This is a genomic window from Ancylothrix sp. D3o (assembly GCF_025370775.1).
In the GTDB taxonomy this organism is placed as follows: domain Bacteria; phylum Cyanobacteriota; class Cyanobacteriia; order Cyanobacteriales; family Oscillatoriaceae; genus Ancylothrix.
The window spans coordinates 12,671-38,506 of the sequence record NZ_JAMXEX010000017.1 but is presented as its reverse complement, the minus strand read 5'-3'; the positions used below and the strand labels follow the sequence as shown (position 1 = coordinate 38,506).

Genomic DNA, 25,836 nt, shown 5'->3' with positions numbered 1-25,836 from the left:
TTTATCATAGATTTTGCTGAATCGGCGTTTATTTTTAGATGAGGTGGAGAGATTGTATTCGTTTGTCTGCTTTGATTTGGGGCTTTTTTTTTAGATTATACTCATGGTTGCTCTTGGGTGGTTGTGGCCGGTAGGGGCCATAAGTTGAGATATTCAATTTTTGAGAAAAAATGTTAATTTAGTGTCAATTGTCCTTTGTACGATTGTCCTTTTTCTTTGGTCTGCCTGTTTTTTGTCTGTGGCAAATGACAGATGACAAATGACAAATGACAAATGGCAAATTCCTAATTCCTAATTCCTAATTTCTAATGTCTCCACCTGTTGAAATTTTAATAGTTTTTCTGCTGATTTTGGCAAATGGTGTGTTTGTGATGTCCGAGATGGCGATTGTTTCGGCGCGGAAGGCCCGCCTACAACAATTGGCGAATCAAGGGGATAGAAAGGCTCGTTGGGCTTTGGAGTTGGCCAATGCTCCGAATATGTTTTTGCCGACGGTTCAGGTCGGGATTACTTTGTTGGCGATTTTGTCGGGTGCGTTTGGGGAATCGACGTTTTCAAAAATGGTTTTGCCGGTGTTGAAGCGGATTCCGGCTCTGGAAAAGTATAGTGAGACAATTGCGACGATTATTGCGGTTTTATTGATTACTTATTTAACGTTGATTGTTGGGGAGTTGGTGCCAAAACGTTTGGCTTTGAATAATGCTGAACCGATTGCTTCTGTGGTGGCTTTCCCGATGCGAATGTTGGCAAAAATTACTTCGCCGGTGGTGAAATTTTTGGGTTATTCGACGGATGTGGTGGTGAAGTTGATGGGGATTAAACCTTCTACGGAACCGCAGGTTACTGAGGAGGAAATTAAGGTTTTGATTGAGCAAGGTACGGAGGCGGGTACCTTTGAGGAGGCGGAACAGGATATGTTTGAGCGGGTGTTGCGTTTGGGTGATAGGCCGGTGAGTGCTTTGATGACGCCCCGCCCGGAAATTGTCTGGTTAGATTTGGAGGATTCGGCGGAAGCAAACCGGCAAAAGATGATTACGAGTGCTCATTCGCGTTTGCTGGTTTGTCAGGGTGAGTTGGATAATGTTTTGGGTGTGGTGCAGGTGACGGATTTGTTATCGCGGGCTTTGTCTGGGGATTCTTTGGATTTAACTACTCTTTTGCGTCGGCCTTTGTTTGTGCCAGAAAGTACGCGGGGTTTGAAGGTTTTGGAGTCTTTTAAGCAGTCGAGTACGCATATTGTTTTGGTGGTTGATGAGTATGGGGTAATTCAAGGTTTGGTTACGGTTAATGATATTTTGATTGAGTTGGTGGGGGATATTCCTTCGATTTATGAGCCGGAGGAACCGATGGCTGTTCAGCGGGATGATGGTTCTTGGTTGCTTGATGGGATGTTGCCGGTTGAGGATTTTTTTGAGTTGTTTGATAGGTCAAAAATTGGTGAGGCACACGAGCGGAATTATAATACGATGGGTGGTTTTGTGATTACGCAGTTGGGTAGAATTCCTACTGCTGCTGATAATTTTGAGTGGAATGGGTTACGGTTGGAGGTGATGGATATGGATGGTAATCGGGTGGATAAGGTGATGGTTAGCCGGTTGCCTGATGATTCTGTTGAGGATGTTAAGGGTGAGTGATTTTTTAACCGCAGATATAAAGCAGGCAAGATGCCTGCTCCACAGATGAATAGGATGGGTTTATGAGTGGTGTTTCGGATGGTGAGCGTGAGGTTTTGTTGGGGTTGGCTAGGGATGTTTTGGGTAAGGCTTATGCTCGGTATTCTGGGTTTCGGGTGGGGGCTGCTATTTTGACTGAGGCTGGTAATTTTTTTGTGGGTTGTAATGTTGAGAATGCTTCTTATGGGTTGACTATTTGTGCGGAACGTGCTGCTATTTGTGCTGGGGTTGCTGTTGAGGGTGAGGGGTTACGTTTGCGGGGGGTTGCTGTTGTTAATGAGCGGGGGGTTGCTTGTTCTCCTTGTGGGGCTTGCCGGCAGGTTTTGTTTGAGTTTGGTAAGGATGCTGTGGTGTTTTTTTTGGGGAAAGATGGGGTTGAGGAACGGTTGGTTTCTGAGTTTTTGCCGGCTGGGTTTGAGTTGAGGGATGGGTGTTGATATAACCTAGAAGGATTAGTCAAATAAATTGCGAGAGTTTTTTAAACAAATTACTCCCTATTACTCCCTAACAACCTCTGACTTCAGCGAGTCTTTGTCATGCTTGCATTTCACTAAATTAGGGTAGTCTTTATTGTCCAATCCCCCCGACCGGATTTGTTACAAACCGGCCACCTATCCAGAGCACCCTCTACAGGTAAACATCGCAAACCACCTCGCCCCCTTAGTCCACCGGCCTCAAAAAACTGTTGACAAAACCCAACGCTTGGGTTAGACTAAAAGAAGTAAAAATATTAATCGGCAGTAACCGAATAGACACTATGGTGCGATTCAAAAAGGTTTTGCGAAATTCGCTGGCCCGTAAGAGGAGCCGGCGTAAAGCGATTTATCGCCCTACTACTAGATAAATCTCTTAAAAATTTGCCGTTTTTTTTATTTTTATATATAAAGCCCTATAATTAAAACCTAACAAATATGCCCAAAGTTCTCGAAGATTTGGAAAACAATCTTTTTGTATATATTTACACAAATGACCATGTACCGGCTCATGTTCATGTTTTTAAAGGTAGGAAAAATGATAGCAATCAAAAGGAGGTGAAGATAAATATCGGCAATCAAATGGAAATACCTTCTGTAGTGAATGACAGGGACGATATGGAAAATAAACATATCATACCGGCGGCACTCAAGTTAGTAACGGCACATCGAGAAACTTTATTGAGGAAATGGCAAAAAATACATGGCACATCCTAACTGGGAATTTGAGTTTACTGAGGAAAATTTAGCTTCAGAAATTGCTAGAGCTAAAAAAGCCGGCAAAGAAGTCGATGCTACGGAAATTCGCGCCGAGTCTGCCGGTTATGATGTGGCGAATGATTTAATCGTTATTCGCCTAAAAAATGGAGCTATTTTCAGCTTTCCACCTCGACTTGGACAGGGTTTAAGAGATGCGACTCCTGAGCAATTAGCTGATATTTGGATATCGGCTTCTGGGAGTAGCATTCACTGGGAAAGTTTAGATGTTGATTTCGGTATTCCTGAATTGGTAGCCGGCATTTTTGGAACAAAAGTTTGGATGAGTGAGCTAGGGAAAAAGGGAGGAGAAATAACTTCTCCTGCTAAAGCAAAGGCGGCGCGGGAAAATGGTAAAAAAGGGGGAAGACCTAAAAAAATGCTCATGTAATCTAACAAGAAAGATTATGAGACCAGAAACCGGGTTTTTCCCTATTACCGCCCAATAGGATTTAGCCATGAAAAACCCCGTTTCTAACCTCTCCTTTTGTCCTGAAATACCCAACCTATTTTTTAATATTAAAATTGCTAAAAAACTCCCATTAAAAAATATCTAAGCTTCAGGCAAAAATTAGAAAAAGCAGAAAAAACCCAAACCCTAAAGCCCTATTGCAAACGCACAGACGTCGGCAACATAGTCCGCTCCAAATTTGCCCCAGCCAACGTTTCTCGCACCACATCCGCCCCCCGTAAATCTGCTCGCAACAAATTAGCATTTACCAAACTTGCTCCGCGTAAATCTGCGCCACTTAACAAACTAAATGCTAAATTTGCATTCGTCAATTCTGCACTATTTAAATAACTATTGCGTAAATTTGCGCTCTCTAAATTAGCCCCGCGCAGATCCGCACCTTCTAAATTTGCAGATTCCAGATTAGCCCCTGCCAAATTTGCACCCCGCAGATCAGCCCCAATAATATGAGTGCCTTTCAAATTAGCACCGGCCAAATTACACCCAGCGCAAAGATTCGTTTCTAGCAACCTTTTGACATCAGCAGGATTTTCTGCCAATGCCGGCACCGACAACCACCGGCACCCACAACCACCGGCACCCACAACCACCGGCACCGACAACCACCGGCACCCACAACCACCGGCATCCACAACCACCGGCACCCACAACCACCGGCATTCTTAACCCCCGCCGTCACCGGTTAAAACCGGCGTCTACACGAAATAAACCCCCTTGGTAGTTGAGCTTGTCGAAACTCCGGGGGTTATGAAACTTTAACAAAAAACCCCAACCATCCCAACCCCACACAAAACCGGCAACCCTCCTAACCCCGGAGGGGTTTTCTTCATGTAATCACCGATTTTAATCGGTGCTATAATCATCCAAAAAACCACCCCCCAAACCCCCGCAATGTTTCGCAAAATTTGGCAAAAAATCCTCACATTCATCCGCAACCTTTTCGGCAAAAACCAAACCCCACCGCCACCCCCAGCCAAACCCAAAACCGAACTACCACCCCTCACCGACATCGAATACGAAACCCAATTTTTAGAAACACTCGACGGCGTAAACCGAGGAATGGGACGCGGGTATATTAAAGCCTATTTAACAACCGTCAACAAACAACATTTAACCGCCTGGTTACAACGCTTTGGCGAAAGATTATTAGAAACCCCAGAAAATCATGCAGAAATTGCGGGCCGGTTGCTAAAATTTGGCAATCTTTGTGATGATGAAATTGGACAAATTGCCCTAAAAATTGGCCAGAAAATTACGGGACAATTACCCCCGCCGCCGGAGGAAGAGTGGCCGGTGATTGATGCAGAATTTAGAGGAAATGGGTTAGAAACTGGCGGAAAAAATGCTGAGGTTAAAGCGTGGTTAGTGCGAGGTTATGATGAATTTAGGCGGGGAGAGTATGAAGAAGCCATCGAGTCTTTAAACCAAGCCATTGCTATTCAACCTGACAATTACTTAGCCTTTTCTTTGCGGGCTGTTTCGCAAGATAAGTTAGGCCGATATGAAGAAGCCATCGAGTCTTTAAACCAAGCCATTGCTATTCAACCTGACGATCACGAAGCCTTTTATAACCGGGCTATTTTGCAAGCTAATTTAGGCCGGTATGAAGAAGCCATCGACTCTTATAACCAAGCCATTGCTATTCAACCTGACTTTCACGAAGCCTTTTATAACCGGGGTGTTTCGCAAGCAAAATTAGGCCGGTATGAAGAAGCCATCGACTCTTTTAACCAAGCCATTACTATTAAACCTGACAAACACGAAGCCTTTTATAACCGGGGTATTTCGCAAAATAATTTAGGCCGATATGAAGAAGCCATCGACTCTTATAACCAAGCCATTGCTATTCAACCTGACAAACACGAAGCCTTTAATAACCGGGGTAATTTGCAAAATAATTTAGGCCGGTATGAAGAAGCCATCGACTCTTTTAACCAAGCCATTGCTATTCAACCTGACTTTCACCAACCCTTTAATAACCGGGGTGTTTCGCAAGCAAAATTAGGCCGGTATGAAGAAGCCATCGACTCTTTTAACCAAGCCATTGCTATTCAACCTGACTTTCACGAAGCCTGGCTAATGCGAGGTCAAGTTGTCGGCCTTATAAACCGAGAAACCCTATTAACTTTCACCACAAATATTGGATCAAACGCACTCTTTTATACCCATTACTCCCACCTCAACAAAGCCGGCTATGAGGGAGAAATAGCCAACTATCAACAAGGCATAAAAAACTGTCCCCAAGACACCCACCCCCTCGGCTGGGGAATGCTACATTACGCAATGGGTATTGCTCAATTTAATCGGGGACGCGAACTGCAACAAAAAACCTACATTCATCAAGCCAAAAACAGTTATGAAACTGCCTTACAAACCCTTACAGAAACCGGCTATCCCGAAGAACATTTAAAAGTCCTCCAAGAATTAATTCCCCTCTTATTGCAACTCCAAGAAACCACCCAAGCCGAAAAATACCAACTCCAAGGACTACAAGTTTTGCAAACCTTACTCAATCAACCAATTTCCTCCTACAAAAAACAACAACTCTACGAAAAATTCTGGTCAATACGTCAACTCCGCGTTGATATTCTCATCCAAAAAAACCTCCCCATCGAAGCCATCCAAACCGCCGAAACCGACAAAAATATTTACCTGACTTGGATACTCGACACCTACCAAGAAACCACCCTCAGTCCCACATGGCAACAAATGCAGCAAATGCTGACAGAAACCACCGCCATTATCTATTGGCACCAAAGCCAATACAGCCTCACCACCTTTATCCTCAAAGCCAACCAACCCGAACCCATCCTATTAGAAACAACCCCAGAAATTGACACCCTCGAAACCTGGATAAAAAACTGGAAAACCGAATATCAAAACTATTGCAACCTACCCAAAACTAAACAACAAGACACAACCGAAGAAGAAAACAAAAACCATCCCTGGCGACAACAAATGCCAGAAAAAATCAGCCAACTCGCCAACCTCCTCAACATCCCCACCCTCCTCAACCACCTACAAAACATCTCCAACCTCATCCTCATTCCCCACCGAGACTTACACAACCTCCCCCTAGAAACTCTCTTTCCCACCCCCTACCACCTTACCCGACTTCCCAGCCTCCAAACCGGCAAAAACCTCCGCACCCCCAACCCAAACCCCAACCATATCCTCTGTATAGAAAACCCCACAAAAGACCTCCGTTTTGCCCCCATTGAGTCCGCAAGCATTTGCCGAAAATTTCCCACCTCAAAACGCATTTCCGAAGCCAATGCCACCGCAAATAACATCATCCCAGAACTGCAAAAAAACCACGATATTTTACACTTCACTTGCCACGCAGGACACGACTTTTATCAACCCAAAAAATCCTGCTTATATCTCGCAGAAAACGACGAACTCACCCTGGAACAAATCAGCAAAATTCCCCTAGAAACCACCCATCTTGTTACCCTTTCCGCCTGCGAAACCGCCATCACCAAAGAAGAAATTAAAATTGACTATGTAGGCTTAGTCAGCGCCTTTTTAAAACACCGCATCCCCTACATTCTCACCACCCTTTGGCGAGTCCCCGAAGAAGCCTCAATGCTAATGATGGTTAAATTTTATGAACTGCGGGAAACCCAACCCGAAACCATCGCCTTAGCCCAAGCAAAAACCTGGCTGCAAAATCAAACTTGGCAAGACATCCACCAATTTTATCAAAGCCTAGAAACCGAATTAAAAACCGAACCCTACCGTACTCAGAAAGCCGTAGAAGATGCTATAAATAGAACTAGCAAACAACCGGCAAACATTCAACCTTACGCAAACCCCTATTATTGGGCAGCTTTTATCATCAACGGTTGTCATCCTACCGCCTAGAAATTTTCCAAAAAGATGAATAACAAAGACATCATCCAAGCCTTCCTCACCTCCATAAAACAACAGCAAAACCCTCTCCCCCCGGAAGAGCAAAGCAAACTCAACCAAATCGGCAACATTTTACGGGAAAACATCGATCTTGGTTTAGAAGAACTCGATAAATTTGCCCGTAAATCTTCAGTGCTGCAAGTTATCTATAGAAACGAATGCGCCAACCTTCAAAACGCCGCCGCCGAACGCCAAAAAAACCGAGAAATTGGTATTAAGATTACCGAGGATAATTTTGATAAAACCCTCATAAACCTAGCCTCCATTTGTCAAGCCACCGACTCGGTAAATGCTGCAAAAGCCCCCGAACAAAAAAACATCCTGCAAAAATTTCTCGGTATTTTTAACCGCCAATAATTCCTAAAAATTTTCCATGACTCCACCCATAAACAAACCCACAATTCAAATATTTCTCTATGACTTACAAGAAGGCTTAGGGCAAGATAACGAGGCTATTAATCAAAACCGCCTCAAATTTTGGCAAAGAATCAACAAAGACATCACCATCAAAGACATTGAAAACTACCAAGCCTACGAAAAACCAGAATCAACAAACTTAGTTAGCCTCGGTGGCGAAACACGGAAATCTTTTGAAAATAACCTCCTTGATGGTTGGTATGCCCCCTTTCAATTTGGCGATAATTACATTTTAGTTATCTCTAATTGTGGAGATGAAAAAAAAGAAAACTCCCTGGAAAAAATTAAACAACAAATCACCAACAAATTTGACATAGAAAAACCCACCCTTGGAAAAACCTGGTTAATTTTACGGCAATTGCCAGCGAATTTCTCAATCGAAGAAATTGCTAAAGATTGTTACACAAAAATTCAGCCAAACTACTCAGAAAACGACAAAGTAAAAACCGCAAAACCCAATCAACTTTTAGGCGGCTATCTTGTTGAATATTGGCGTCCGCCCCAAAACTGGCTATCCCTTGATAAAGAAACCGCCCGAAAACAAACAGAAATCCTTAAAGAAAAAGCACAACTCCACACTTTAGAAAACCACCATTATCTGATCTGGCTATTTCCCAACGACATCCCCACAAAGGACATTACCGACATTAATCAATATCTCATCCGCCTGTTGTGTCACCGGCACAAAATCATCTGGGCATATTATCAAAGCCGGCAACTTAAAGACAACCTCAAACAAAGCTACACCCAAATAGAAAAAATCATCGCCACCTTCATCGCTGACAAAAACAAGCCGCAAAAAATGCAACAAAACCTCACCACAACCCTTGACATTTTAGCCACTTTTGCGGTAAGACTAAATCAATTATTCCTGCAAAAAAGAACCGTAGAAATTAACCTAGAAAGCTACAAAGAACAACTACAAAAACTGATCAAAGAACTGCCCGAAGGATCGCCGCAGCCTCACCTCGAAAACTTCCAACAATTCAGCAAATTAGCCAAGGAAAAATATCTCCGACAAATCGAATCAGACTACACCAGTTTAAGCCCAGGAATGACCCTTTTAGAAAACCTGATTAAAACCATCGAAGGATTCAACCAAATAGAGCAAACGCGAACCGAACAAAACCTCACCCTAACCATCGGAATCACCGGCGCCGCATTAGCCGCCAGCGGAGTCACCGCCACCCTAATTTCAACGCAAATCCCTAACCCTCAACCACACACAAAAGAAGGCATTTCCTTAACCTCTGCCTTCTTCGGAAGCTTTAGCTTGGTAATATTGTTCGCCTTTGTAATAGGAGGAATTTTAGCTTGGAGGCGTCCATCAACTCCAAAAAAACCAAAAAACCGCTCCTAAATCTAAAGCCCTCTCCTCGCTCATTTTTAGACGGTTGGGGGGGTTTTAGACACCGGCTCACCCCAAAAAATCGGCAACTAACCGGCGTTCAATTTCCGAAGCATCCGCACATTCAAAAAACAACTCCAAAGCCTCAATAAGATTCCGCCGCGCCTCCTCCACAGTCTCACCCTGACTTGCGATATCAAGTTCAGGACAAAGCGCCACATAACCATCCCCTTCCTTTTCAATAATGCCAGTGAACTGTTGCCGCATCTTCCTACATCCCAAAAAACACTTCAAAAATTACCTTAACATTAACTTATTTTCTAGCCTTATTCACCCCATCAAAACCGGCCCCTCGAAACACCTTAGAACCCACATCACCCCCCTTTCTAACCGGCCTCCCAGACTCACGCAACAAAAGCAAAGGAACACTCAACAAACCCAAAACCATAACAAAACAAGCAGTCACCCAAACAAACAAACGATTAGGCCGGTAATCGTCCCTTTCAATCTGCCAAAAAACCTGATTATATCGCAACGCCCCCAAAGCAATTAAACTCACCCCAACCACAACCAAACCCACCCCCAAAGTCTGCGAACTCAAAAACGAACGATCCGGCAAACTTTCCCCCGTCACACTCGCCTGTAACTGACGCAAAAACAACCCAAAACGAGCAGTAGCAAACCCAAAACCAATCAAAGCAATAGAAGTCCTCAACCAAGCCAAAAACGTCCTTTCATTCGCCTGATGTTGCTGCTGCCGGTCTACCTTCTTCCTCCCAATTTCCTCATTATTACTCATCCCCAAAAACCCCACCGGCTAACCACAACATCTTTGCACCCACATCTTGCCACAATAACATCCTAATACCAAACTCCATTTAAAAAATAACCTATCTGTGGGGCAGGCATCTTGCCTGCCATACATCATCACCCCCTAGAAACCCCCCCAAAAAAAGCCCAATTCCCATCAGAAACCAGGCAAAAAATCAACCCAAACTAGAACGAGCCTCAGCCAACCCAGCCAAAGCCATCTCATTCTCAGAATCCAAAGTCAAAGCCACCTCAAAAGCCGTAATCGCCTCCTCATAACGACCCAAATTATTCAAAATAGCACCCCTACCCAACCAAGAAGGAAAATGAGCAGCACTCAAAGACAAAGCCTGATCATAACAACCCAAAGCCTCCTCATATCTCCCCAAAAGCCCCAAAACCTGACCCTTATTAAACCAAATATCCGCATCCCCCTTCTCAAACTCAAGAGCCTTATCATAACAATCCAAAGCCTCATCATACCGGCCCAAACCAACAAAAACATCCCCCTTATTCATCCAACTCAAAACAAAACCAGGCTCAATAAGCAGCGCCCGATCATAACAACTCAAAGCCTCATTCAACCGGCCCACCTTCATCAAAGCAACCCCCCGATTATGCCAAGCCGCAGAAAAATCAGGCTGCAACTCAATAGCCTTCTCATAAGAATCCAACTCCTCATCCCGCCGCTCCAAAGCAGACAAACACAAACCCCGAATATACCAAGCATTAGCATTATGAGACTCAAGCCCAAGAGCCACATCAAAACAACTAATCGCCTCCTCAAACCGGCTCAAATAAAACAACCCAGCCCCCCGATTCAACCAAGCCCCAGCAAACTGAGGATCTAACTCCAGAGCCCGATCATAAGAAGCAATCGCCCCCCCCACATCCCCAGAACCCAACTGCTGATTACCCTGCTCCCACCAACCCTGAGCATCCTGCGGTTGTGGAGGCGGCGGCGGTAACTCCCGCGCATAAAGCTGAGAACCAATCTCATAAGCCACATCCGACAAAACACCACAACCCATCTGACCCAAACCTAACAACTGCCGAGCCAACTCAGGATTAGGGGCCGGTGAAACCAAAAACCGATCCCCATACCGGCGCAACCACCCAGCCCAAAGATCATAACTTCCCCTCTCCCCCAAATCCTCAAAAAAACGCTGAACCCGCACCGCATCCCAACCCCGTTGAACCCCCTCCAACAACTGCTTAAACAACAACTGATAATCAGCATCCTCCAAAGGCGGAACAGGGCCAGCCGAAGCCACCGGCCTCACCACCACCTTCTCATCCCCACCAAACAACCGCCGAAACAAATCTTTAATCATTTTTCGCACCCGCGAACACAACATCTAAATTTTAGACACCCACAGGATCACTTAAACAAAGCCAAACCCAACATCTTCCCCTCCACCCCTCCTTTCCCACCCCACACCTTCGAGAAAAGCATTACCACAAAAAACCCCCAACCAGCAAAAAAAATATTCACCTTAAAAAAGCAGCTTATAAAACCTTCAAAACCTTACCCCCAAAGAAACCAACCAACAGCAAAACAAAAATAAAACATACTTTATCCACCCATCCAAAAACTAAAATAAAATAAGGCCGGTCAATAACCTACAATCAAAAACCCAACCCAAAAACAGCCAACATCCCCATGACCTACGAACCCCTACACCACAAATACCGGCCCCAAACCTTCGCCGACCTAATCGGACAAGACGCCATATCCACAACCCTAATCAACGCCATCCACACCGGCAGAATCGCCCCAGCCTACCTATTCACCGGCCCAAGAGGAACCGGCAAAACCTCCAGCGCCCGAATCCTCGCCAAATCCCTAAACTGCCAAAACAGCCCCAACCCAACAGACACCCCCTGCGGAACCTGCGAAGTTTGCCGAACCGTCACCCTCGGCAACTCCCTAGACATAATCGAAATCGACGCCGCCAGCAACACCGGCGTAGACAACATCAGAGAACTCATCGAAAAAGCCCAATTCGCACCCGTACAATGTAGAACAAAAGTATATATAGTGGACGAATGCCATATGTTGAGTACGGCAGCCTTCAACTCACTACTAAAAACCTTAGAAGAACCACCATCTCACGTCGTATTTATACTAGCCACCACCGACCCCCAAAGAGTCCTTCCCACCATCATCTCCCGCTGTCAAAGATTTGACTTTCGGCGCATCCCCCTAGACGCCATGACAAACCATCTCAAAGACATCGCCCAAAAAGAAAACATAGAAATTCAAAACGAAGCCCTCACCCTCATCGCCCAAATAGCCCAAGGTGGACTCCGAGACGCCGAAAGCCTCCTCGATCAACTCAGCCTCCTCATCCCCCCCATCACCCCAGAAAAAGTCTGGGATCTCGTCGGCGCCGTCCCCGAAAGAGACCTCATCACCCTCCTACAAGCCATCAACAGCCAAAAACCCGAAGACATTCTCACCCAAGCCAGAAACATAATGAACCGAGGAAGAGAACCCCTCATCCTCTTACAAAACCTAGCCGGCTTTTACCGCGACCTCCTCATCGCCAAAACCGCCCCCAACCGCAACGACCTCGTAGCCGTCACACCACCCACCTGGCAAGAAATCTGTCAACTTGTCCAAAACTGGACACTTGACAAAATCATCGCCGGCCAACAACACCTCCGCCAAAGCGAAACCCAAATCAAAAACACCACCCAACCCCGTCTCTGGTTAGAACTCACCCTCCTGGGACTCCTCCAAACCCCCACACCCCCACCCACCTACACACCCCAACCCCAACCCCAACCCCAACCTACCTACACACCCCAACCCCAACCTACCTACACACCCCAACCCCAACCCACAGAGTACAAACGTTCCGACGCAACCTCTCAACCACCTACACCCCAACCCACACCCACACCCCAACCCCAACCCACACCCACACCCCAACCCATACCAACAAACAGCAACCTCGATGAAGTATGGCATCGTGTACTCGCTCAACTAGACATACCAAAAAGATCCCTCCTTAAAGATCACGGATGCCTAATCAGCCTTGATCAAAATATTGCTTGTATCACCATCAAAAACCAAACATTACTCAGTATGGTTCAGCCAGGAATCCCCAACCTCGAACAAGCCTTCTCGCAAATCTTCCAACAAAAAATCACCATCCGCCTCAGCGTCGCCCGCGCCTCCACCACCACCACAAAGGAACCAACCCCCCCACCCGAAAACAACCAACCGCCCCCGCAAAGCCCACCCACACCCCAACCAAACCCCGTAAACACAGCCCCCCCTCAAAACCAAACAACCAGTAACTCCGCAGTTGCCAACAACATCCCCAGCGAAAAACCAACCCTAGAAACCGCCATACAAACCCTAATCCAAACCTTCAACGGCAGAGAAATTAGCAACCCCCTCCCCAAAGTAGCAGCCGTAACTACACCCATCCAATACACAACCACAACCGACTATAAGCCCACCGACCTAGAAAATAACTTTCTTGATGATGGAGAAGACAACGACGAAACAGACAATAACTTTGAATTAGATTTTTAATTAAAAAACCCGGTTCCTAATACCAACCGGGTTTCTTATCTCTAAGTTTTAGATTTAACTATATCTACCAATTAAACCTTTCCTTGGTGAACCGTCTTAACCCACTTCAAACGCTTTTGACGAACCGACATCCGAGCCGTCACACTCGCCATCACCACAATCCAATGCAGCATATAAATCATACCCCGCACAGTTTGCATCACACCAGAAAGCACATTAAAACGCAAATCCTCATCACCTATTGCCCTTTCACTCTTAGCAATACGACGAAGACCAGAGAACATCGCAAACAAAGACATCCCCAACATCAGCGTACTAATAGGGCTATAAACCGGCAACCTTGAATTAATAACAGCCATCAAAGAATCAGGAACAGCAGCCATCGGCAAAAAATATTGGATAATCCAAAACATCAACATATCCCAACTCTTGCGAAACCCTAAACGATTCCGAAAAAGCAAAGGCCAATAATCCAAATAACGCTGATGACCTCCCTCAGCCCAACGATTACGCTGATGCCATAAAGCCCGGACATTCGTAACGCCCTCCTCATAAACCGGCACAAGCGTAAAATCAATATCCCAACCATCGAGATGCAAACGCACCGTCAAATCTAAATCATCCGTAATCGTCTCCTCATTAAACCCACCACAGCGCAACAAAGCCGACCGGCGGATAAATTCACCATTTCCACGCAACTCACCAATCCCACCTAAAGCCGTGCGTTGTTGCTGGAAAAACGAATCAAGCGCCATTTCCGCCACCTGTCCCCGCGTCCAGAAATTCACACCCGGATTAGAAACCGCCTTTCGTACCTGCACAGCCCCCACCTGGGGACGTTCAAACAAAGGAATAACCAGACGTAAAAGATCAGGATTCACCGAAGCATCCGCATCAAAAATCGCCAAAAACTCACCCTTAGTAAGTGGAATCACCTGGTTTAAAGCCCCAGACTTCCCACCACTAGAACCCGCATTGCGGTGTAACACCTTAAGCTGAGGATAATCTTTTTGCAGTTTATCTAGCAATTCAGGGGTTGAATCGGTACTAGCATCATCGATTACCCATAACTCATAGAGATCAGGCGGGTAATCTAAATTGCATAAACCCTCAACAAGTTTACCAATTACCGCCTCTTCATTTTTGGCAGATACCAAGAGCGAAACAGAAGGCCAAAAATCGCGGGTATCATCCGACAAAGGCACCGGAACCGAAGCAGGTAAAGCACGCAAAACGCGCACCGCATGAATCACCATAATGCCGGTGAAACCGAGTACCAACCAGGTACCCCAAGATAACAAATGGAGTGCAATAGTCCCACTCCAAACCACCGTCAAAACTATAGCAGCCTTGCGTCTGCGCCCTTGATAAAAAGACTGAGGGGCATTACCAGGGTTAGGTACCAAGTTTTCCCCCTCATCCTCAGACGCCAGATCAGACCAAACTTCCTTGTAGGAATCGTTTTCGGGCCAGGAATTCGCCGGCATAGGTTACTTGATTTAAAAACCAATACTTATCAACACCCTTGAAGAAACTAGGGATCAAGTAACACCATACCGTACAACCCTCACAAACGGATAACTTCCCTTGAGATTGGCGGAATTTTTCCACTTCTTCCGACTCCCGGTAAAGTTCATATAACTTGCCATCAATAGGCACACCTTGTTGGGCAAAATGATAGCAAGGCAACAGCAACTTATTATCCGGTGAAATGGCAATCACCGCATCCACAGCCTTACAGCGAGGATTTTTCGTATCATTTCCCCCCGCCTCAATAAACGCCAGCGCTGCCTTGTTATAACCCAAACCAGAGTATTTACGCGCCCCCGCCTCAATCGCAGCCACCATATCCGGGGTAGGATTTTTCTTAGAATTGTAATTTTCGTGGGCCGTAAAAGCCGGATTCAGCCAAACCCGAACACCCAACTGCTTGCCCAGTTCGCCAACTTCATCAATACGGTTATAGTTTTGGGCCGTTACCGTATGATTGAGTACCGGATACTCACCCAAAGACTGAGCAAGTTTCACAGACTCTACCAAAGTATCAAAAATCTTCACCCCTCTCGATTGGTCATGGGTATCTGCATCCGGGCCATCCAAAGAGAAATTCAAAAAATCTACCAACCCTTGAATTTCTTTCGCTTTTTTCGGATATAAAATCGTGTTTGTCGTCATGCTAGTAACAAAGCCCTGACGTTTAGCCTCGGTGTAAATTTGGCCTACATCCTGACGCAGCAGCGGTTCACCACCAGTAAAATCGATATATTTAACACCCAACCGACGTAAATCTGTAAGATTTTGCTGGATAGTAGCAAAATCAGCCTCATTATTCGGTTCCAAAGCCCAAATGTTACAGAAGTGACAGCGGGCATTACAGCGGTAAGTCAAGTAATAATTTGCAACCAGAGGAGCCATAGGTTTCTATAGAGTTGTGCTGTACAGATCAAGTTATTGATCCATATTGAGCCGGTGATGCCAAACAGTCAACAATTTAATTGCCTCTGCCAAACGCCATCTCCCCCCAAACCACCCTCACTCCTCACCCCATCAACAAAAACACCACACGAGATCAAAACCTTGAAAAACTAAGATAGACGTAAAGTTAGGCCACTCCCACAACAAAAAATCTCTCCCCCAACCCCCTAAAAATTCTTATGGTTAAACTAGATAATTGAGTGATACAAAGTCCGAACCCGCAAAAATTTATGACAGCCCAACTCGACCAACTCGCACCGGCAGATCCCAAACTCGTCAATATCTATAACCCCTACTACCGCGATAACAAGCGCACGATGCTGCCGAAAGCCCTCACCCTTTACCAGCACAAAAGTTTAGAAGGCACCCGCAAAATACAAGGCGGCGATCCTATCCCTTTTGTAGCCACCTGGACAACCTCTGTGTTACCGGCAGACCAAACCCTCTGTCGAATGCAATTTGACAACAGCGGCGAACAGCTAAGTTATGAAGTACGCATGGAAAACCATGTTTTTGTGGACTTTTTAATTGAACTGCTCGACAACTTCCGCCGTTCGAGAACAGTAGATTTTCCCATTGGCTTTTATCGTAAACTCCTCAGCCGTGATTAAATCACAAATGGGGAAATTTGACTCTTAAGGGGGAAAGCGGCCAAAATGACTGGAAAACCGCTTAAACTCTTCAGCAAAAGCCGTAAAAATGCCTAATTTTTTGATTCTTTAGACAAATCCCATCTAGCTCCTCATTTTTAGCAGTTCCCCAATTACCGTTTCCCTTTTCCGACATCACCCTTTCCCCAAGGGACTTAAGCCGCTTTTTTTTGATGCTCGTGCCGGTGGAACTGCTAGACCAGTAGAGAGAAGTATCTTTTTTTGTTGGCAGTCCAAGCCAGCCTAAGCAATCCTCTGTCACACAAAATTGTTACTTTTGGTCTTTTTGGCATCCGCTCACATTTCCGATCACATTCCCTAGGATATACGAATGTGCCCGCCCTGATTGACCGCTAATCGCCTTAAAAATATGGGAGATGAGGGATTTGAACCCCCGACAGCCTGCTTGTAAGGCAGGAGCTCTACCGCTGAGCTAATCGCCCGTTTTTTTATCACAGAAATTTATTGTAGCAGAGTCTCAAAAAAAAGCAAGCCCTATTTTGCTAACTTTAAAAAGAAATTTCACCCCACCCGAAAATGCCCTCTGGTCGCACCCATGACCGCATTACCCTCTGGACATTACCGGCCATCACCGCACTCTCTTTCGCAGTCACTCGCAGCCCCACCCACACCTTACTCGTGGCCGGTGGCTTCCTGTTCAGCGGTCTGATGTTTGGCCCCGACTTGGATCTCCACTCCCGCCCCTTCACTCGCTGGGGCTTGTTCCGTTGGATCTGGATACCCTATCAACAAACTCTGCGTCACCGCTCAGTCTTCTCGCACGGCCCCATTATCGGCACTGTTTTGCGCGTCATCTACCTGGCCGGCTGGCTGGCAGTCTTTGCTTTATTTGTTTGGGTGGCCGGTCAATTTGCAGGATCGCCCTGGAATTGGCGAGAAACCTCCCAAACTCTCCTCGAAACGTTGCAACAATACTGGCCGGAATGCCTCGCCCTTTTCATAGGCTTAGAACTGGGTGCAATGAGTCATTCTTTAAGTGATGTAACTGGTTCAGCTTATAAACGCTTCCAACGCCAAGGCGTCCAAGGCTTACTTTCTCCCAAACGCAAAAAACGCCGGCCGGTTCGCAAAAAGAAATCTCAAAAACATAATAAATAAAGTGGCAAAAATTGCCAATAAAGTTAACAATTATCAAATAGTGATTCAGTAATTACAATGTCTAATCCTCACACCGGCACCCTCGAAGCTTTGCAAAAATTAATTGAAGTTGTAGCACAATTGCGTTCTCCCGAAGGCGGTTGTCCCTGGGATTTAGAACAAACCCCAGAAACCCTCATTCCTTATATTATCGAAGAAGCCTACGAAACCGTCGAAGCTATCCGCAGCAAAGATAAAAAAGCCATTACCGAAGAATTAGGAGATTTACTCTTACAAGTGGTATTACAAGCCCAAATTTTCAGCGAATATGGCGATTTTACGTTAGCAGAAATCGCCAATGGGATCTCCGAAAAACTTATCCGCCGGCACCCTCATGTTTTTGGCGATGTAACTGTCAACTCTGTGGAAGAAGTGCGGCAAAATTGGGAAGAAATTAAAGCCTCAGAAAAAAGCGAGCCTGCTTTACCTCCTTTGAGTGCTAAATTTAGCAAGTATGCTCGCACATTCCCCCCGTTAATGGCCGGCATGAAAATTTCTGAAAAAGCCGCCGCTGTTGGGTTTGAATGGGATAATGTCGAGGGAGTTTGGGCAAAACTGCATGAAGAACTAGAAGAGTTTAAATATGCGGTTGAACATGAAACAAAAGAACAACAACAATCGGAATTAGGCGATATTTTGTTTTCTTTGATCAACTTAGGCCGGTGGCATAATTTAGACCCAAGTGCTGCCTTACAAGACACCAATCAAAAATTTATTGCTCGCTTTTCCCAAGTTGAAACTTTTGCAGACCGGCCCCTCACAGAGTACAGCATCGAAGAATTAGAGGAATTGTGGAGGAAAGCCAAAAAGTTAATCGCTCAACAAAAACAAATGAAAGAAAAGCAAATATGATAAAATCGATATAAACATTGCTAAATACAATTTTCAATTTGTGAAAACCGATCCAATCTTCTACCGGCTATTTCAACTTTTCCCCAGCGCCTTATTAGAATTGATAGGGCGAGATCCGGCAGAAGCAAACGTTTATGAATTTACCTCTGTAGAAGTCAAACAGCTTGCCTTTCGTTTGGATGGATTATTTTTGCCGGCCACAGAAAGCCCAGAATTTCCCATCTATTTTGTAGAAGTGCAATTTTACAAAGAAAATGACTTCTACTTTCGCTTTTTTGGAGAAATTTTTCTCTATCTGGCGCAATACAAACCAAAAAGAAATCCTTGGTACGCTGTTGTCATTTATCCCACAAGGGATATGGAAGCAGAAGAAACCTTACAATATGGCATTCTTTTAGAAAGTCAGCGTGTAAGGCGGGTGTATTTGGATGAGTTAGAAGAATTGCCAGAAAATTCGATAGGTTTGGGAATTGTAAAATTAGTGATGACACCGGCAGAAAACACAACAGAACAAGCACGACAATTAATTGACCAGACAAGACAACAGTTAGCCGGTGAAGATATCCAGCGGGATGTCTTAGAATTGTTAGAAAGGGTTCTTGTCTATAAATTGCCACAGTTAAGCACACAGGAGCTTGAGCAAATGTTCACTTTAGAAGACTTAAAAAAGACCAGGGTTTACCAGGAAGTCCGGGCCGAAGTCCAGGTAGAAAATGTGCAGCGTTTGCTTCAGATTGGCCTGAGTTTAGACCAAATTGCTCTAGGATTAGATTTGCCAATTGAAGAAGTAAGAAAAATCGCTGAACAATCTCAATCTTAGCTTGTTTAGGTTGGGAGTAGCTTAACTATTAAGAGCATTTCCCAACCTGTAAATTTTACATAACTTGCCGGCCAAACAGTTACGATACCTCAGAAAAACTCATTTTTTTTCTTAAAAAAGAGCCGGGGCTACAAAACCTAAAAAAATAAACCCAACCCCCATAACCAACTTCCAAAAACGCGGATAACTGTTATACGTTTTCCCCGTATCTGTTTTAATTTTCAGCAAATCAACCCAAGGGCCAACCCCCCGCCGAAACCAACCAATTGCACTCACTTCTTCCCCAATCAAACTACTCGCAAGACCAGTACCAAAAAAGAAATTACCAACCGGCCCTAACCAAGAAGCATACCGCAAATACATCAAGCCTGTTTTATCTTTAATCTTCAGATCCGAACCGGCAATATATCCCGCATCTCCGCGTCCAATTAACTCCCCATCAAGCTGTACAAATTTGCCCCGCAATAAACTAGCATAGGGGTCAGACATCAAAGTTAAAACATCAGACTTTGGTGCAAGCGGCGGTTGCGGAAACATGAACGCCGCCTTAATAATCATTCCCAAGCCAATACCGGTAAACCACAACCAGAAAAACACCTTAAAATTGCCAGCCACAAACAACATTATCAACCCTAGTGCAAACCCAATAACCGCCACCAAAAAATCCGATTTAAACAGCAACAAATCTAAAGCAAAATCTCCGTAAAGTCGTTTCTTGCTCAACTTTTTGCCTTCTCGCACCACGCGAGCCATGTCAAATTCTGTTTCTAAACCTAACTGTTCCGCATAAGTTGTTAAGGCACGAATTCTTTTTCCTGTCAAGGGATGCGTTGAATTTAACTCCACCCACCAACCCCAAGGATTAAACATATCCCACAAGAAAACTTTACCAATTTGGGCCGGTTGTGCTGCAATACGATAAGCTGTTCCCGAAGTAGCTGCTGCCTTGGGATCATAAATTCCTAAAGCACGAGTTCCTTCAATTAATTGACTCGGTTCTTTTGCTTTTTGCCCTTCTTCTACAATGCCATAAGCAATTTTAATCAAAGCCCGCGATAACCCATTAGGATTGCCGGTGACTTCTGCTGCAAAACGATCTGCAAAATATTCCCGTGTCCGCGATAAGTACAGCGTTAAATACGTTCCTATCAAATAAAAAAAGTAGGCCATTGTTGCAGCCGTCTCAATACTATCTCGGATTTTTTTGTTGTCGATATAATTCTTCAACCGGCGCCCATAACTGTACACCAAATAAGTAATCTGTACCAGCGTTGCAGCCAAGGTCATCACGGCAAAATCCCAATGCACAATATGACCTAATTCGTGTGCGTAAACCGTCGCTATTTCGTCATCATCTAAGTAAGTAAATAATCCCTTACTAACCACCAGACGAGCCGTATTTGGCAAAGACCCATAAGTAAAAGCTGTTGGATTTTCGTCATCAATAATTCCTAATCGCGGTTGCTGGAGTTTTTTGTTTTGACAAACTTGGCGAATTACTTTAGCCGTCTCAGGGCTTTTTCGCTCAATTTCTGATAAATTTACCCAGCGCGTTCCATAAAGCCAATTTTGCGCTAAATCCATCAAAATCGGCGATAAGAAAAACATCACTGCATTGAAAACAATTGTAACTATAATTGCTAGTCCTAAACCCATTGAAGGATTATTACTTTGCCAAATAAGACCCAAATTCAAAAACAGCACCAAAACCATGCCAAAAAGCAACGACAGGGTAACACCACTCGCTAGTCCTAAACTGCCGGCAAACCCCACCATTGCCAGTTTGACACTTATTTTTGCGGCCCGTCCCGCCTTGGCAAAGCGATTTGTGTTTTCTGGTTGAGATATTTGCGAATTTTCTGCCGGCAGGCCGGTTTTTGGTTTCTTTAAAGAGGGAAGTGTTTGTTGTACCCAACTTTGAACTAAAGGATTTTGATTTTGTTGGAGTTGCTCACACAAAGCAAGCGCTTTTTCTAAATGGCCGGTGCGCTGATAAGCTTTTACTAGCCACATTTGGGCCTGGGAATAATCTTGAGAGTTGCTATCTTCACAAAGCTGTAAATATTCTTCCAACAGCGGAATCGCTTCCACATAACGCCGCTGTTTGATTGCTATATTTCCAGCCTGAAAAAGTTCGCCGGCTTGTTTTTTTGCTGGAGTTGCCGATTTTACTGTGGTTGACAACACCGCTGCTATTTTTTCTACCCAACTTTTTACCTGTGGGTTTTCATAAGTTGCCATTTGCTGACAAATTTCTAATGCCTTTTCTGGCTGTTTGTAGCCCTGATACGCCTTCACCAACCACATCTGCGCTTGAATGTAATCTTTTGAACGGGTATCCGCGCAACTCTGACAAAACATTTCCAGATGTTCAATAGCCTCAAAATAGCGTTTTTGACTTGCAGCTTCTATTCCTGCTGTCAATGTGACCGAATTGGGAGACATAAGCATTGCCTCAGTTTACAACTTTATAGAATCTTCGAGGTGAAAATTCCTGATTACGATAATAAAAGTTCCCTATTTGAGAATTTAAATATCACAGCGATTCCAAAAATTTAAAATTCTTAATATTCTCTCTCCAAAAAATAATCCTTTGTCGGCTCTGAACTCAATCCCCCCAAATTACCTAATTTTAAGGGAGAATAGGGGGAGTGAGGGGGATAAACTTTTGCTAGAAAAAAGTTAAGGCATTTTCTCGCGGAAAATCTCTAAAACTGCATCGTGAATCGCGCCATTACTGACGATAACTCCCTGATTATTCATCATTTTTACAGCCTCGGAAAAATTCAGGGCAATTCCGTACATATCGGTGACGCGACCCCCAGCTTCTTCTACTACAATAGCCCCCGCTGCATGATCCCAAATATTCTCTCGATAGTTCGGTGTTTTTGGAGAAGGTAAACGCATATAAAGTGCTGCCATTCCACAGGCAACTGCGCCATATTTTGCCTGCGAATCCATCCGCACGGAAGCTGATGTAAATCCTACTGCTTGTGCTACTGCATTTTGCCGGTCTTGATCGCCATGTGCTGCTTCTACACTCTCAACAAATCGCATATTTGTAACATCATCCACACTCACAACTTTGATGGGACGCAACTCGCCACCGGCCAAAGGCATCATTTCTGCACCTTCGCCACGCACCGCCACAAATAACGCCCCAACTTCGCCGGAATCAAGCTTGAAGGCGGGACAGGCCAAAACTCCAACCTTGACATCACCGGCCTCTACCAGCGCCAAGGCGACGGCATACTGGTCTTGCCGCAAAAAGCCTTTGGTGCCATCAATCGGGTCAAGTGTCCAAAAACGCGGCGCTACTTTGCCATTGCCTCGGTCGATCCAGTCGAGCACTTGTTCCGAGGTGGCATCAGGTAGGATTTCTTTAACATAGTTTGTTACTTTTGTCAAGTTTTCTGCCATTGCCGGCTCACGGAGTTGAGCGGCGTCTTCTTCTCCGACGATGGGATCTTCTGGGAAGGCTTCGCTGACGGCTTTGCAAATGATGGCTTGTGAGCCATAGTCTGCCACTGTGACGGGGCTTTTGTCGCTTTTTTCAATCGCGGGGGGTATGGCGGCGCGGACTTGTTCGCAGAGTTTGGCGGCGCTGATGGCGGCATCAATGGCGATTTGTTTTTCTTTTTGGTAGGACATGGATTTTTTTTTGAAGGTTGTTTTGAGGCTGATATTTTAGACTACTTTAGTGTGGGGTTTTTTTTTCAAGGCAAGGACGCAGATGTTGGCTATTAGGCCCACAGAGGCTTGTTTGAGTTTTTTAGATTGATGTTTAAGGCTTTGCTTAACGGGTTTTTTTTGGTGTCAGAAAGGTTTAAAATTAGGAAATAAGTTAATTTTTGCTGATGTTTTTGAATTATGACGGCGATTGAATTGGCTATTCCTTCTCTTGTGGAAATTGGGCGAGTTACTCGTGACAGCGCACGTCTGCTTGGGGTGCTTTCTTCTGAGGCAAAAAATGCCGCGCTTGAGGCAATTGCTGCTAGTTTGGAGGCTGAGGCGGAGGCGATTTTAGCAGCAAATGCGGCAGATTGTGAGGCGGCTGTTGCCGAAGGTATTGCTAAGCCGCTTTATAATCGTTTGAAATTAGATGAGACAAAATTAAAGGCTGCGATAGCCGGTGTGCGCGATGTAGGGCGTTTAAGTGAGCCTATCGGAGAAATTCAAATTAAGCGCGAGTTAGATGAGGGTTTAATTCTTAAACGGGTAACTTGTCCTTTGGGTGTTTTGGGGGTGATTTTTGAGGCGCGTCCTGATGCCGTGATTCAAATTACGAGTTTGGCAATTAAGTCTGGTAATGGTGTTATTTTGAAGGGCGGAAAAGAGGCTTTGCGTTCTTGTCAAGCAATTGTGAAGGCAATTCACGATGGGTTAAAAAATACGGATGTACCGGCAAATGCTGTGCAATTGTTGACGACAAGGGAGGAAACTTTGGGGTTGTTGCAGTTGGATCAGTATGTGGATTTGATTATTCCTAGAGGTTCTAATTCTTTTGTGCGGTTTGTTCAAGATAATACTCGGATTCCTGTTTTGGGTCATGCGGAAGGAATTTGTCATCTTTATGTTGATAAATTGGCGGATATAGAGAAAGCTGTGCCGGTGACGGTGGATTCTAAAACGCAGTATCCAGCGGCTTGTAATGCTATTGAAACGCTGTTAGTTAACCGGGAAATTGCAGCGAAGTTTTTGCCTTTGGTTGCTGAGGCTTTGCGAGAGCAAAAGGTAGAATTGCGGGGGGATGAGGCTACTTGTGAATTTATCGATGCTGTGCCGGCTTCTCAGGAAGATTGGATGACAGAATATAGCGATTTAATTTTGGCTATTAAAGTGGTGGATTCTGTTGAGGAGGCAATTAAGCATATTAATACTTATGGCTCAAAACATACAGAGGCAATTGTTACCGAAAATGCCGAAATTGCTAAGAAGTTTTTAGCCGAAGTTGATGCGGCGGGGGTTTATCATAATTGTTCGACGCGCTTTGCTGATGGCTTCCGTTATGGTTTTGGTGCCGAAGTGGGAATTAGTACACAACAAATGCCTCCCAGGGGGCCGGTGGGTTTGGAAGGTTTGGTAACTTATAAATATCAGGTGGTAGGTGCCGGTCATATTGTCGCTACCTATGCCGGTAAGGATGCTAAACCTTTTACTCATAAGGATTTGTAAAAATCGATTTTTTTAACCCGGTTACTTTTAAAAAACCGGGTTTTTTTGTAATATAATAATCAAGGCTATAAAAAAACACCGGCCCGCTTGAGGAAACAACAAAATGGCAAGAACCGAAACAATAGAAATACTATCCAGCCGCGAATTAGACAAAATGCGGACGGCGGGAAGATTGGCGGCGGAATTGTTGGCGCATCTTGAACCAATGGTTAAACCAGGAGTTAGCACCCTCGAACTTAATGACGAGGCAGAACGTTGGACAAAAGCTCATGGTGCAACGAGCGCACCCTTGGGTTATAAAGGTTATCCCAAGTCGATTTGTACGAGTGTTAATGAAGTGATTTGTCACGGTATCCCAAACGCTAAAGAAGTTCTTAAAGATGGGGATATTATTAATATTGATGTTACGCCTTTAGTTGATGGTTATCATGGCGATACATCAAAAACTTTTTTTGTCGGTACGCCTTCACCTTTGGCGAAAAAATTGGTAGAGGTGACGGAAAAATGTTTGATGTTGGGAATAGCAGAAGTTAAACCGGGTGCTCGCACCGGCGATATTGGGGCGGCAATTCAAGAGTATGCTGAGGCAATGGGTTTTTCTGTGGTGCGGGATTTTTCGGGTCATGGTGTCCACCGCGTTTTTCACACCGCGCCGGAGATTTTACACTTTGGAAAACGCGGTACTGGAAAACGTTTTCGTGCGGGGATGGTTTTTACGATTGAACCGATGATTAATGAGGGTACTTGGGAGGCAGAAGTTCAGGCGGATGGTTGGACGGCTTTAACAAAAGATCGCAAGCTTTCTGCTCAATTTGAGCATACGGTGGCGGTGACGGAAGATGGTGTGGAAATTTTGACTTTGTTGCCTTAAAATTGGTAGGTTGGGTTTAGCAACCCAACCTACATAAGTTTAGTTTGGCGAAAAATTATGGATTGTATAAAGCTTACCGATATTCGTTGTTATGGTTACACCGGCTATCTGCCAGAAGAACAAGTTTTAGGGCAATGGTTTGAGGTCGATTTGACTTTATGGTTAGATTTAAGGGCGGCTGGAAAAAGTGATGCAATTGAGGATACTTTGGATTATCGTAAGGTGATTTCAACCACGAAAAATATAGTAAAAAATTCCAAATTTGCCTTAATTGAAAGGCTGGCTGAGGCGATTGCTGAGGCGATTTTGGAGTTTGCTGAGGTTGAAAAAATACAGGTTTGTATGACTAAGCCGGCTGCGCCTATTCCTGATTTTGGCGGGAAAATTACGGTGGAAATTTTGCGAGAAAAATAAGGGGAAA

At 44.8% G+C, this 25,836-nt stretch carries 23 protein-coding genes and 1 tRNA gene; 15 read left to right on the top strand and 9 right to left on the bottom strand.

The annotated features are described in order from the left end of the window. The first annotated feature begins 308 nt into the window (after positions 1-308). From NG798_RS21835 to NG798_RS21820, 4 genes are all read left to right on the top strand, one after another. Entirely contained in the window at positions 309-1,634 is a 1,326-nt protein-coding gene (locus tag NG798_RS21835; protein WP_261225821.1) for a hemolysin family protein, read from the top strand. Positions 1,635-1,696: 62 nt separating this feature from the next. Then, positions 1,697-2,110, top strand: coding sequence for a cytidine deaminase (locus NG798_RS21830; protein ID WP_261225820.1), 414 nt, complete (start codon positions 1,697-1,699; stop codon positions 2,108-2,110). Between the two features lie 474 nt (positions 2,111-2,584). Further along, a complete protein-coding gene (locus NG798_RS21825; RefSeq protein WP_261225819.1) occupies positions 2,585-2,863 on the top strand; it encodes a DUF4160 domain-containing protein in 279 nt (92 codons plus the stop codon). Then, entirely contained in the window at positions 2,850-3,293 is a 444-nt protein-coding gene (locus NG798_RS21820; RefSeq protein ID WP_261225818.1) for a DUF2442 domain-containing protein, read from the top strand. Before NG798_RS21825 ends, NG798_RS21820 begins: the two co-directional genes overlap by 14 nt. A 215-nt stretch (positions 3,294-3,508) precedes the next feature. Here NG798_RS21820 and NG798_RS21815 read toward each other — a convergent pair whose 3' ends face one another. Beyond that, a complete protein-coding gene (locus NG798_RS21815) occupies positions 3,509-4,018 on the bottom strand; it encodes a pentapeptide repeat-containing protein (RefSeq protein ID WP_261225817.1) in 510 nt (169 codons plus the stop codon). A gap of 247 nt (positions 4,019-4,265) precedes the next feature. On the opposite strand from NG798_RS21815, the gene NG798_RS21810 reads away from it, so the two are divergent. From NG798_RS21810 to NG798_RS21800, 3 genes are read left to right on the top strand one after another with little or no spacing between them, the layout of a single operon-like run. After that, positions 4,266-7,241, top strand: coding sequence for a tetratricopeptide repeat protein (locus NG798_RS21810; RefSeq protein ID WP_261225816.1), 2,976 nt, complete (start codon positions 4,266-4,268; stop codon positions 7,239-7,241). 15 nt (positions 7,242-7,256) lie between these two features. Continuing rightward, positions 7,257-7,646: a hypothetical protein gene (locus NG798_RS21805; protein WP_261225815.1), complete on the top strand. Its 390-nt coding sequence runs from the start codon at positions 7,257-7,259 to the stop codon at positions 7,644-7,646. Positions 7,647-7,662: 16 nt separating this feature from the next. Then, a complete protein-coding gene (locus NG798_RS21800) occupies positions 7,663-9,066 on the top strand; it encodes a hypothetical protein (protein ID WP_261225814.1) in 1,404 nt (467 codons plus the stop codon). Between the two features lie 57 nt (positions 9,067-9,123). Here the strand turns inward: NG798_RS21800 and NG798_RS21795 are convergent, their stop codons facing one another. From NG798_RS21795 to NG798_RS21785, 3 genes are all read right to left on the bottom strand, one after another. Next, positions 9,124-9,321: a type II toxin-antitoxin system HicB family antitoxin gene (locus NG798_RS21795; RefSeq protein WP_261225813.1), complete on the bottom strand. Its 198-nt coding sequence runs from the start codon at positions 9,319-9,321 to the stop codon at positions 9,124-9,126. Between the two features lie 46 nt (positions 9,322-9,367). Beyond that, positions 9,368-9,853 (bottom strand): YidH family protein, encoded by a 486-nt coding sequence (locus NG798_RS21790; RefSeq protein ID WP_261225812.1) that lies wholly within the window; start codon positions 9,851-9,853, stop codon positions 9,368-9,370. A 187-nt stretch (positions 9,854-10,040) separates the two neighbouring features. Beyond that, positions 10,041-11,198, bottom strand: coding sequence for a tetratricopeptide repeat protein (locus NG798_RS21785; protein WP_261225811.1), 1,158 nt, complete (start codon positions 11,196-11,198; stop codon positions 10,041-10,043). A 329-nt stretch (positions 11,199-11,527) separates the two neighbouring features. Here NG798_RS21785 and NG798_RS21780 point away from each other — a divergent pair, with 329 nt between their 5' ends. Next, positions 11,528-13,414, top strand: coding sequence for a DNA polymerase III subunit gamma/tau (locus tag NG798_RS21780; protein WP_261225810.1), 1,887 nt, complete (start codon positions 11,528-11,530; stop codon positions 13,412-13,414). Positions 13,415-13,485: 71 nt separating this feature from the next. Here NG798_RS21780 and NG798_RS21775 read toward each other — a convergent pair whose 3' ends face one another. Continuing rightward, entirely contained in the window at positions 13,486-14,901 is a 1,416-nt protein-coding gene (locus NG798_RS21775) for a glycosyltransferase family 2 protein (protein WP_261225809.1), read from the bottom strand. After that, a complete protein-coding gene (locus NG798_RS21770; RefSeq protein WP_261225808.1) occupies positions 14,849-15,829 on the bottom strand; it encodes a radical SAM protein in 981 nt (326 codons plus the stop codon). The genes NG798_RS21775 and NG798_RS21770 overlap by 53 nt, the downstream gene beginning before the upstream one ends. A gap of 290 nt (positions 15,830-16,119) precedes the next feature. On the opposite strand from NG798_RS21770, the gene ebsA reads away from it, so the two are divergent. Beyond that, positions 16,120-16,500, top strand: coding sequence for a type IV pilus biogenesis protein EbsA (gene ebsA / locus NG798_RS21765; protein WP_261225807.1), 381 nt, complete (start codon positions 16,120-16,122; stop codon positions 16,498-16,500). 410 nt (positions 16,501-16,910) lie between these two features. Here the strand turns inward: ebsA and NG798_RS21760 are convergent. Beyond that, a tRNA-Val gene (locus NG798_RS21760) sits at positions 16,911-16,982 on the bottom strand. A 94-nt stretch (positions 16,983-17,076) separates the two neighbouring features. Between NG798_RS21760 and NG798_RS21755 the strand changes: the two genes are divergently transcribed. Genes NG798_RS21755 through NG798_RS21745 form a run of 3 tightly spaced genes read left to right on the top strand, consistent with a single transcriptional unit; the run spans position 17,077 to position 19,369 of the window. Next, entirely contained in the window at positions 17,077-17,658 is a 582-nt protein-coding gene (locus NG798_RS21755) for a metal-binding protein (RefSeq protein WP_261225806.1), read from the top strand. Between the two features lie 57 nt (positions 17,659-17,715). Next, positions 17,716-18,549 carry a nucleoside triphosphate pyrophosphohydrolase gene (mazG, locus tag NG798_RS21750; RefSeq protein WP_261225805.1) on the top strand — a complete coding sequence of 278 codons (834 nt, stop codon included), beginning with the start codon at positions 17,716-17,718 and terminating at the stop codon, positions 18,547-18,549. A 40-nt stretch (positions 18,550-18,589) separates the two neighbouring features. Then, positions 18,590-19,369, top strand: coding sequence for an Rpn family recombination-promoting nuclease/putative transposase (locus NG798_RS21745; RefSeq protein WP_261225804.1), 780 nt, complete (start codon positions 18,590-18,592; stop codon positions 19,367-19,369). 111 nt (positions 19,370-19,480) lie between these two features. Here the strand turns inward: NG798_RS21745 and NG798_RS21740 are convergent, their stop codons facing one another. Next, positions 19,481-21,814 (bottom strand): zinc metalloprotease HtpX, encoded by a 2,334-nt coding sequence (locus NG798_RS21740; protein WP_261225803.1) that lies wholly within the window; start codon positions 21,812-21,814, stop codon positions 19,481-19,483. Between the two features lie 237 nt (positions 21,815-22,051). Then, entirely contained in the window at positions 22,052-23,020 is a 969-nt protein-coding gene (locus tag NG798_RS21735) for a 3'(2'),5'-bisphosphate nucleotidase (RefSeq protein ID WP_261225802.1), read from the bottom strand. A 219-nt stretch (positions 23,021-23,239) separates the two neighbouring features. Between NG798_RS21735 and NG798_RS21730 the strand changes: the two genes are divergently transcribed. The 3 genes from NG798_RS21730 (at position 23,240) to folB (ending at position 25,829) form a co-directional block, all read left to right on the top strand. Continuing rightward, positions 23,240-24,544 carry a glutamate-5-semialdehyde dehydrogenase gene (locus NG798_RS21730; protein ID WP_261225801.1) on the top strand — a complete coding sequence of 435 codons (1,305 nt, stop codon included), beginning with the start codon at positions 23,240-23,242 and terminating at the stop codon, positions 24,542-24,544. Between the two features lie 103 nt (positions 24,545-24,647). Continuing rightward, a complete protein-coding gene (map, locus tag NG798_RS21725; RefSeq protein WP_261225800.1) occupies positions 24,648-25,415 on the top strand; it encodes a type I methionyl aminopeptidase in 768 nt (255 codons plus the stop codon). A 57-nt stretch (positions 25,416-25,472) separates the two neighbouring features. Next, on the top strand, positions 25,473-25,829 hold the full coding sequence (folB, locus tag NG798_RS21720; RefSeq protein WP_261225799.1) for a dihydroneopterin aldolase: 357 nt from the start codon (positions 25,473-25,475) through the stop codon (positions 25,827-25,829). Positions 25,830-25,836: the final 7 nt, after the last annotated feature.

Excerpts from the sequence above, each read along its gene's own strand:
- NG798_RS21835 (WP_261225821.1), top strand. The coding sequence starts at position 309 with ATGTCTCCACCTGTTGAAATTTTAATAGTTTTTCTGCTGATTTTGGCA.
- NG798_RS21830 (WP_261225820.1), top strand. The coding sequence starts at position 1,697 with ATGAGTGGTGTTTCGGATGGTGAGCGTGAGGTTTTGTTGGGGTTGGCT.
- NG798_RS21825 (WP_261225819.1), top strand. The coding sequence starts at position 2,585 with ATGCCCAAAGTTCTCGAAGATTTGGAAAACAATCTTTTTGTATATATT.
- NG798_RS21820 (WP_261225818.1), top strand. The coding sequence starts at position 2,850 with ATGGCACATCCTAACTGGGAATTTGAGTTTACTGAGGAAAATTTAGCT.
- NG798_RS21810 (WP_261225816.1), top strand. The coding sequence starts at position 4,266 with ATGTTTCGCAAAATTTGGCAAAAAATCCTCACATTCATCCGCAACCTT.
- NG798_RS21805 (WP_261225815.1), top strand. The coding sequence starts at position 7,257 with ATGAATAACAAAGACATCATCCAAGCCTTCCTCACCTCCATAAAACAA.
- NG798_RS21800 (WP_261225814.1), top strand. The coding sequence starts at position 7,663 with ATGACTCCACCCATAAACAAACCCACAATTCAAATATTTCTCTATGAC.
- NG798_RS21795 (WP_261225813.1), bottom strand. The coding sequence starts at position 9,321 with ATGCGGCAACAGTTCACTGGCATTATTGAAAAGGAAGGGGATGGTTAT.
- NG798_RS21790 (WP_261225812.1), bottom strand. The coding sequence starts at position 9,853 with ATGAGTAATAATGAGGAAATTGGGAGGAAGAAGGTAGACCGGCAGCAG.
- NG798_RS21785 (WP_261225811.1), bottom strand. The coding sequence starts at position 11,198 with ATGATTAAAGATTTGTTTCGGCGGTTGTTTGGTGGGGATGAGAAGGTG.
- NG798_RS21780 (WP_261225810.1), top strand. The coding sequence starts at position 11,528 with ATGACCTACGAACCCCTACACCACAAATACCGGCCCCAAACCTTCGCC.
- NG798_RS21775 (WP_261225809.1), bottom strand. The coding sequence starts at position 14,901 with ATGCCGGCGAATTCCTGGCCCGAAAACGATTCCTACAAGGAAGTTTGG.
- NG798_RS21770 (WP_261225808.1), bottom strand. The coding sequence starts at position 15,829 with ATGGCTCCTCTGGTTGCAAATTATTACTTGACTTACCGCTGTAATGCC.
- ebsA (WP_261225807.1), top strand. The coding sequence starts at position 16,120 with ATGACAGCCCAACTCGACCAACTCGCACCGGCAGATCCCAAACTCGTC.
- NG798_RS21755 (WP_261225806.1), top strand. The coding sequence starts at position 17,077 with ATGCCCTCTGGTCGCACCCATGACCGCATTACCCTCTGGACATTACCG.
- mazG (WP_261225805.1), top strand. The coding sequence starts at position 17,716 with ATGTCTAATCCTCACACCGGCACCCTCGAAGCTTTGCAAAAATTAATT.
- NG798_RS21740 (WP_261225803.1), bottom strand. The coding sequence starts at position 21,814 with ATGTCTCCCAATTCGGTCACATTGACAGCAGGAATAGAAGCTGCAAGT.
- NG798_RS21735 (WP_261225802.1), bottom strand. The coding sequence starts at position 23,020 with ATGTCCTACCAAAAAGAAAAACAAATCGCCATTGATGCCGCCATCAGC.
- NG798_RS21730 (WP_261225801.1), top strand. The coding sequence starts at position 23,240 with ATGACGGCGATTGAATTGGCTATTCCTTCTCTTGTGGAAATTGGGCGA.
- map (WP_261225800.1), top strand. The coding sequence starts at position 24,648 with ATGGCAAGAACCGAAACAATAGAAATACTATCCAGCCGCGAATTAGAC.
- folB (WP_261225799.1), top strand. The coding sequence starts at position 25,473 with ATGGATTGTATAAAGCTTACCGATATTCGTTGTTATGGTTACACCGGC.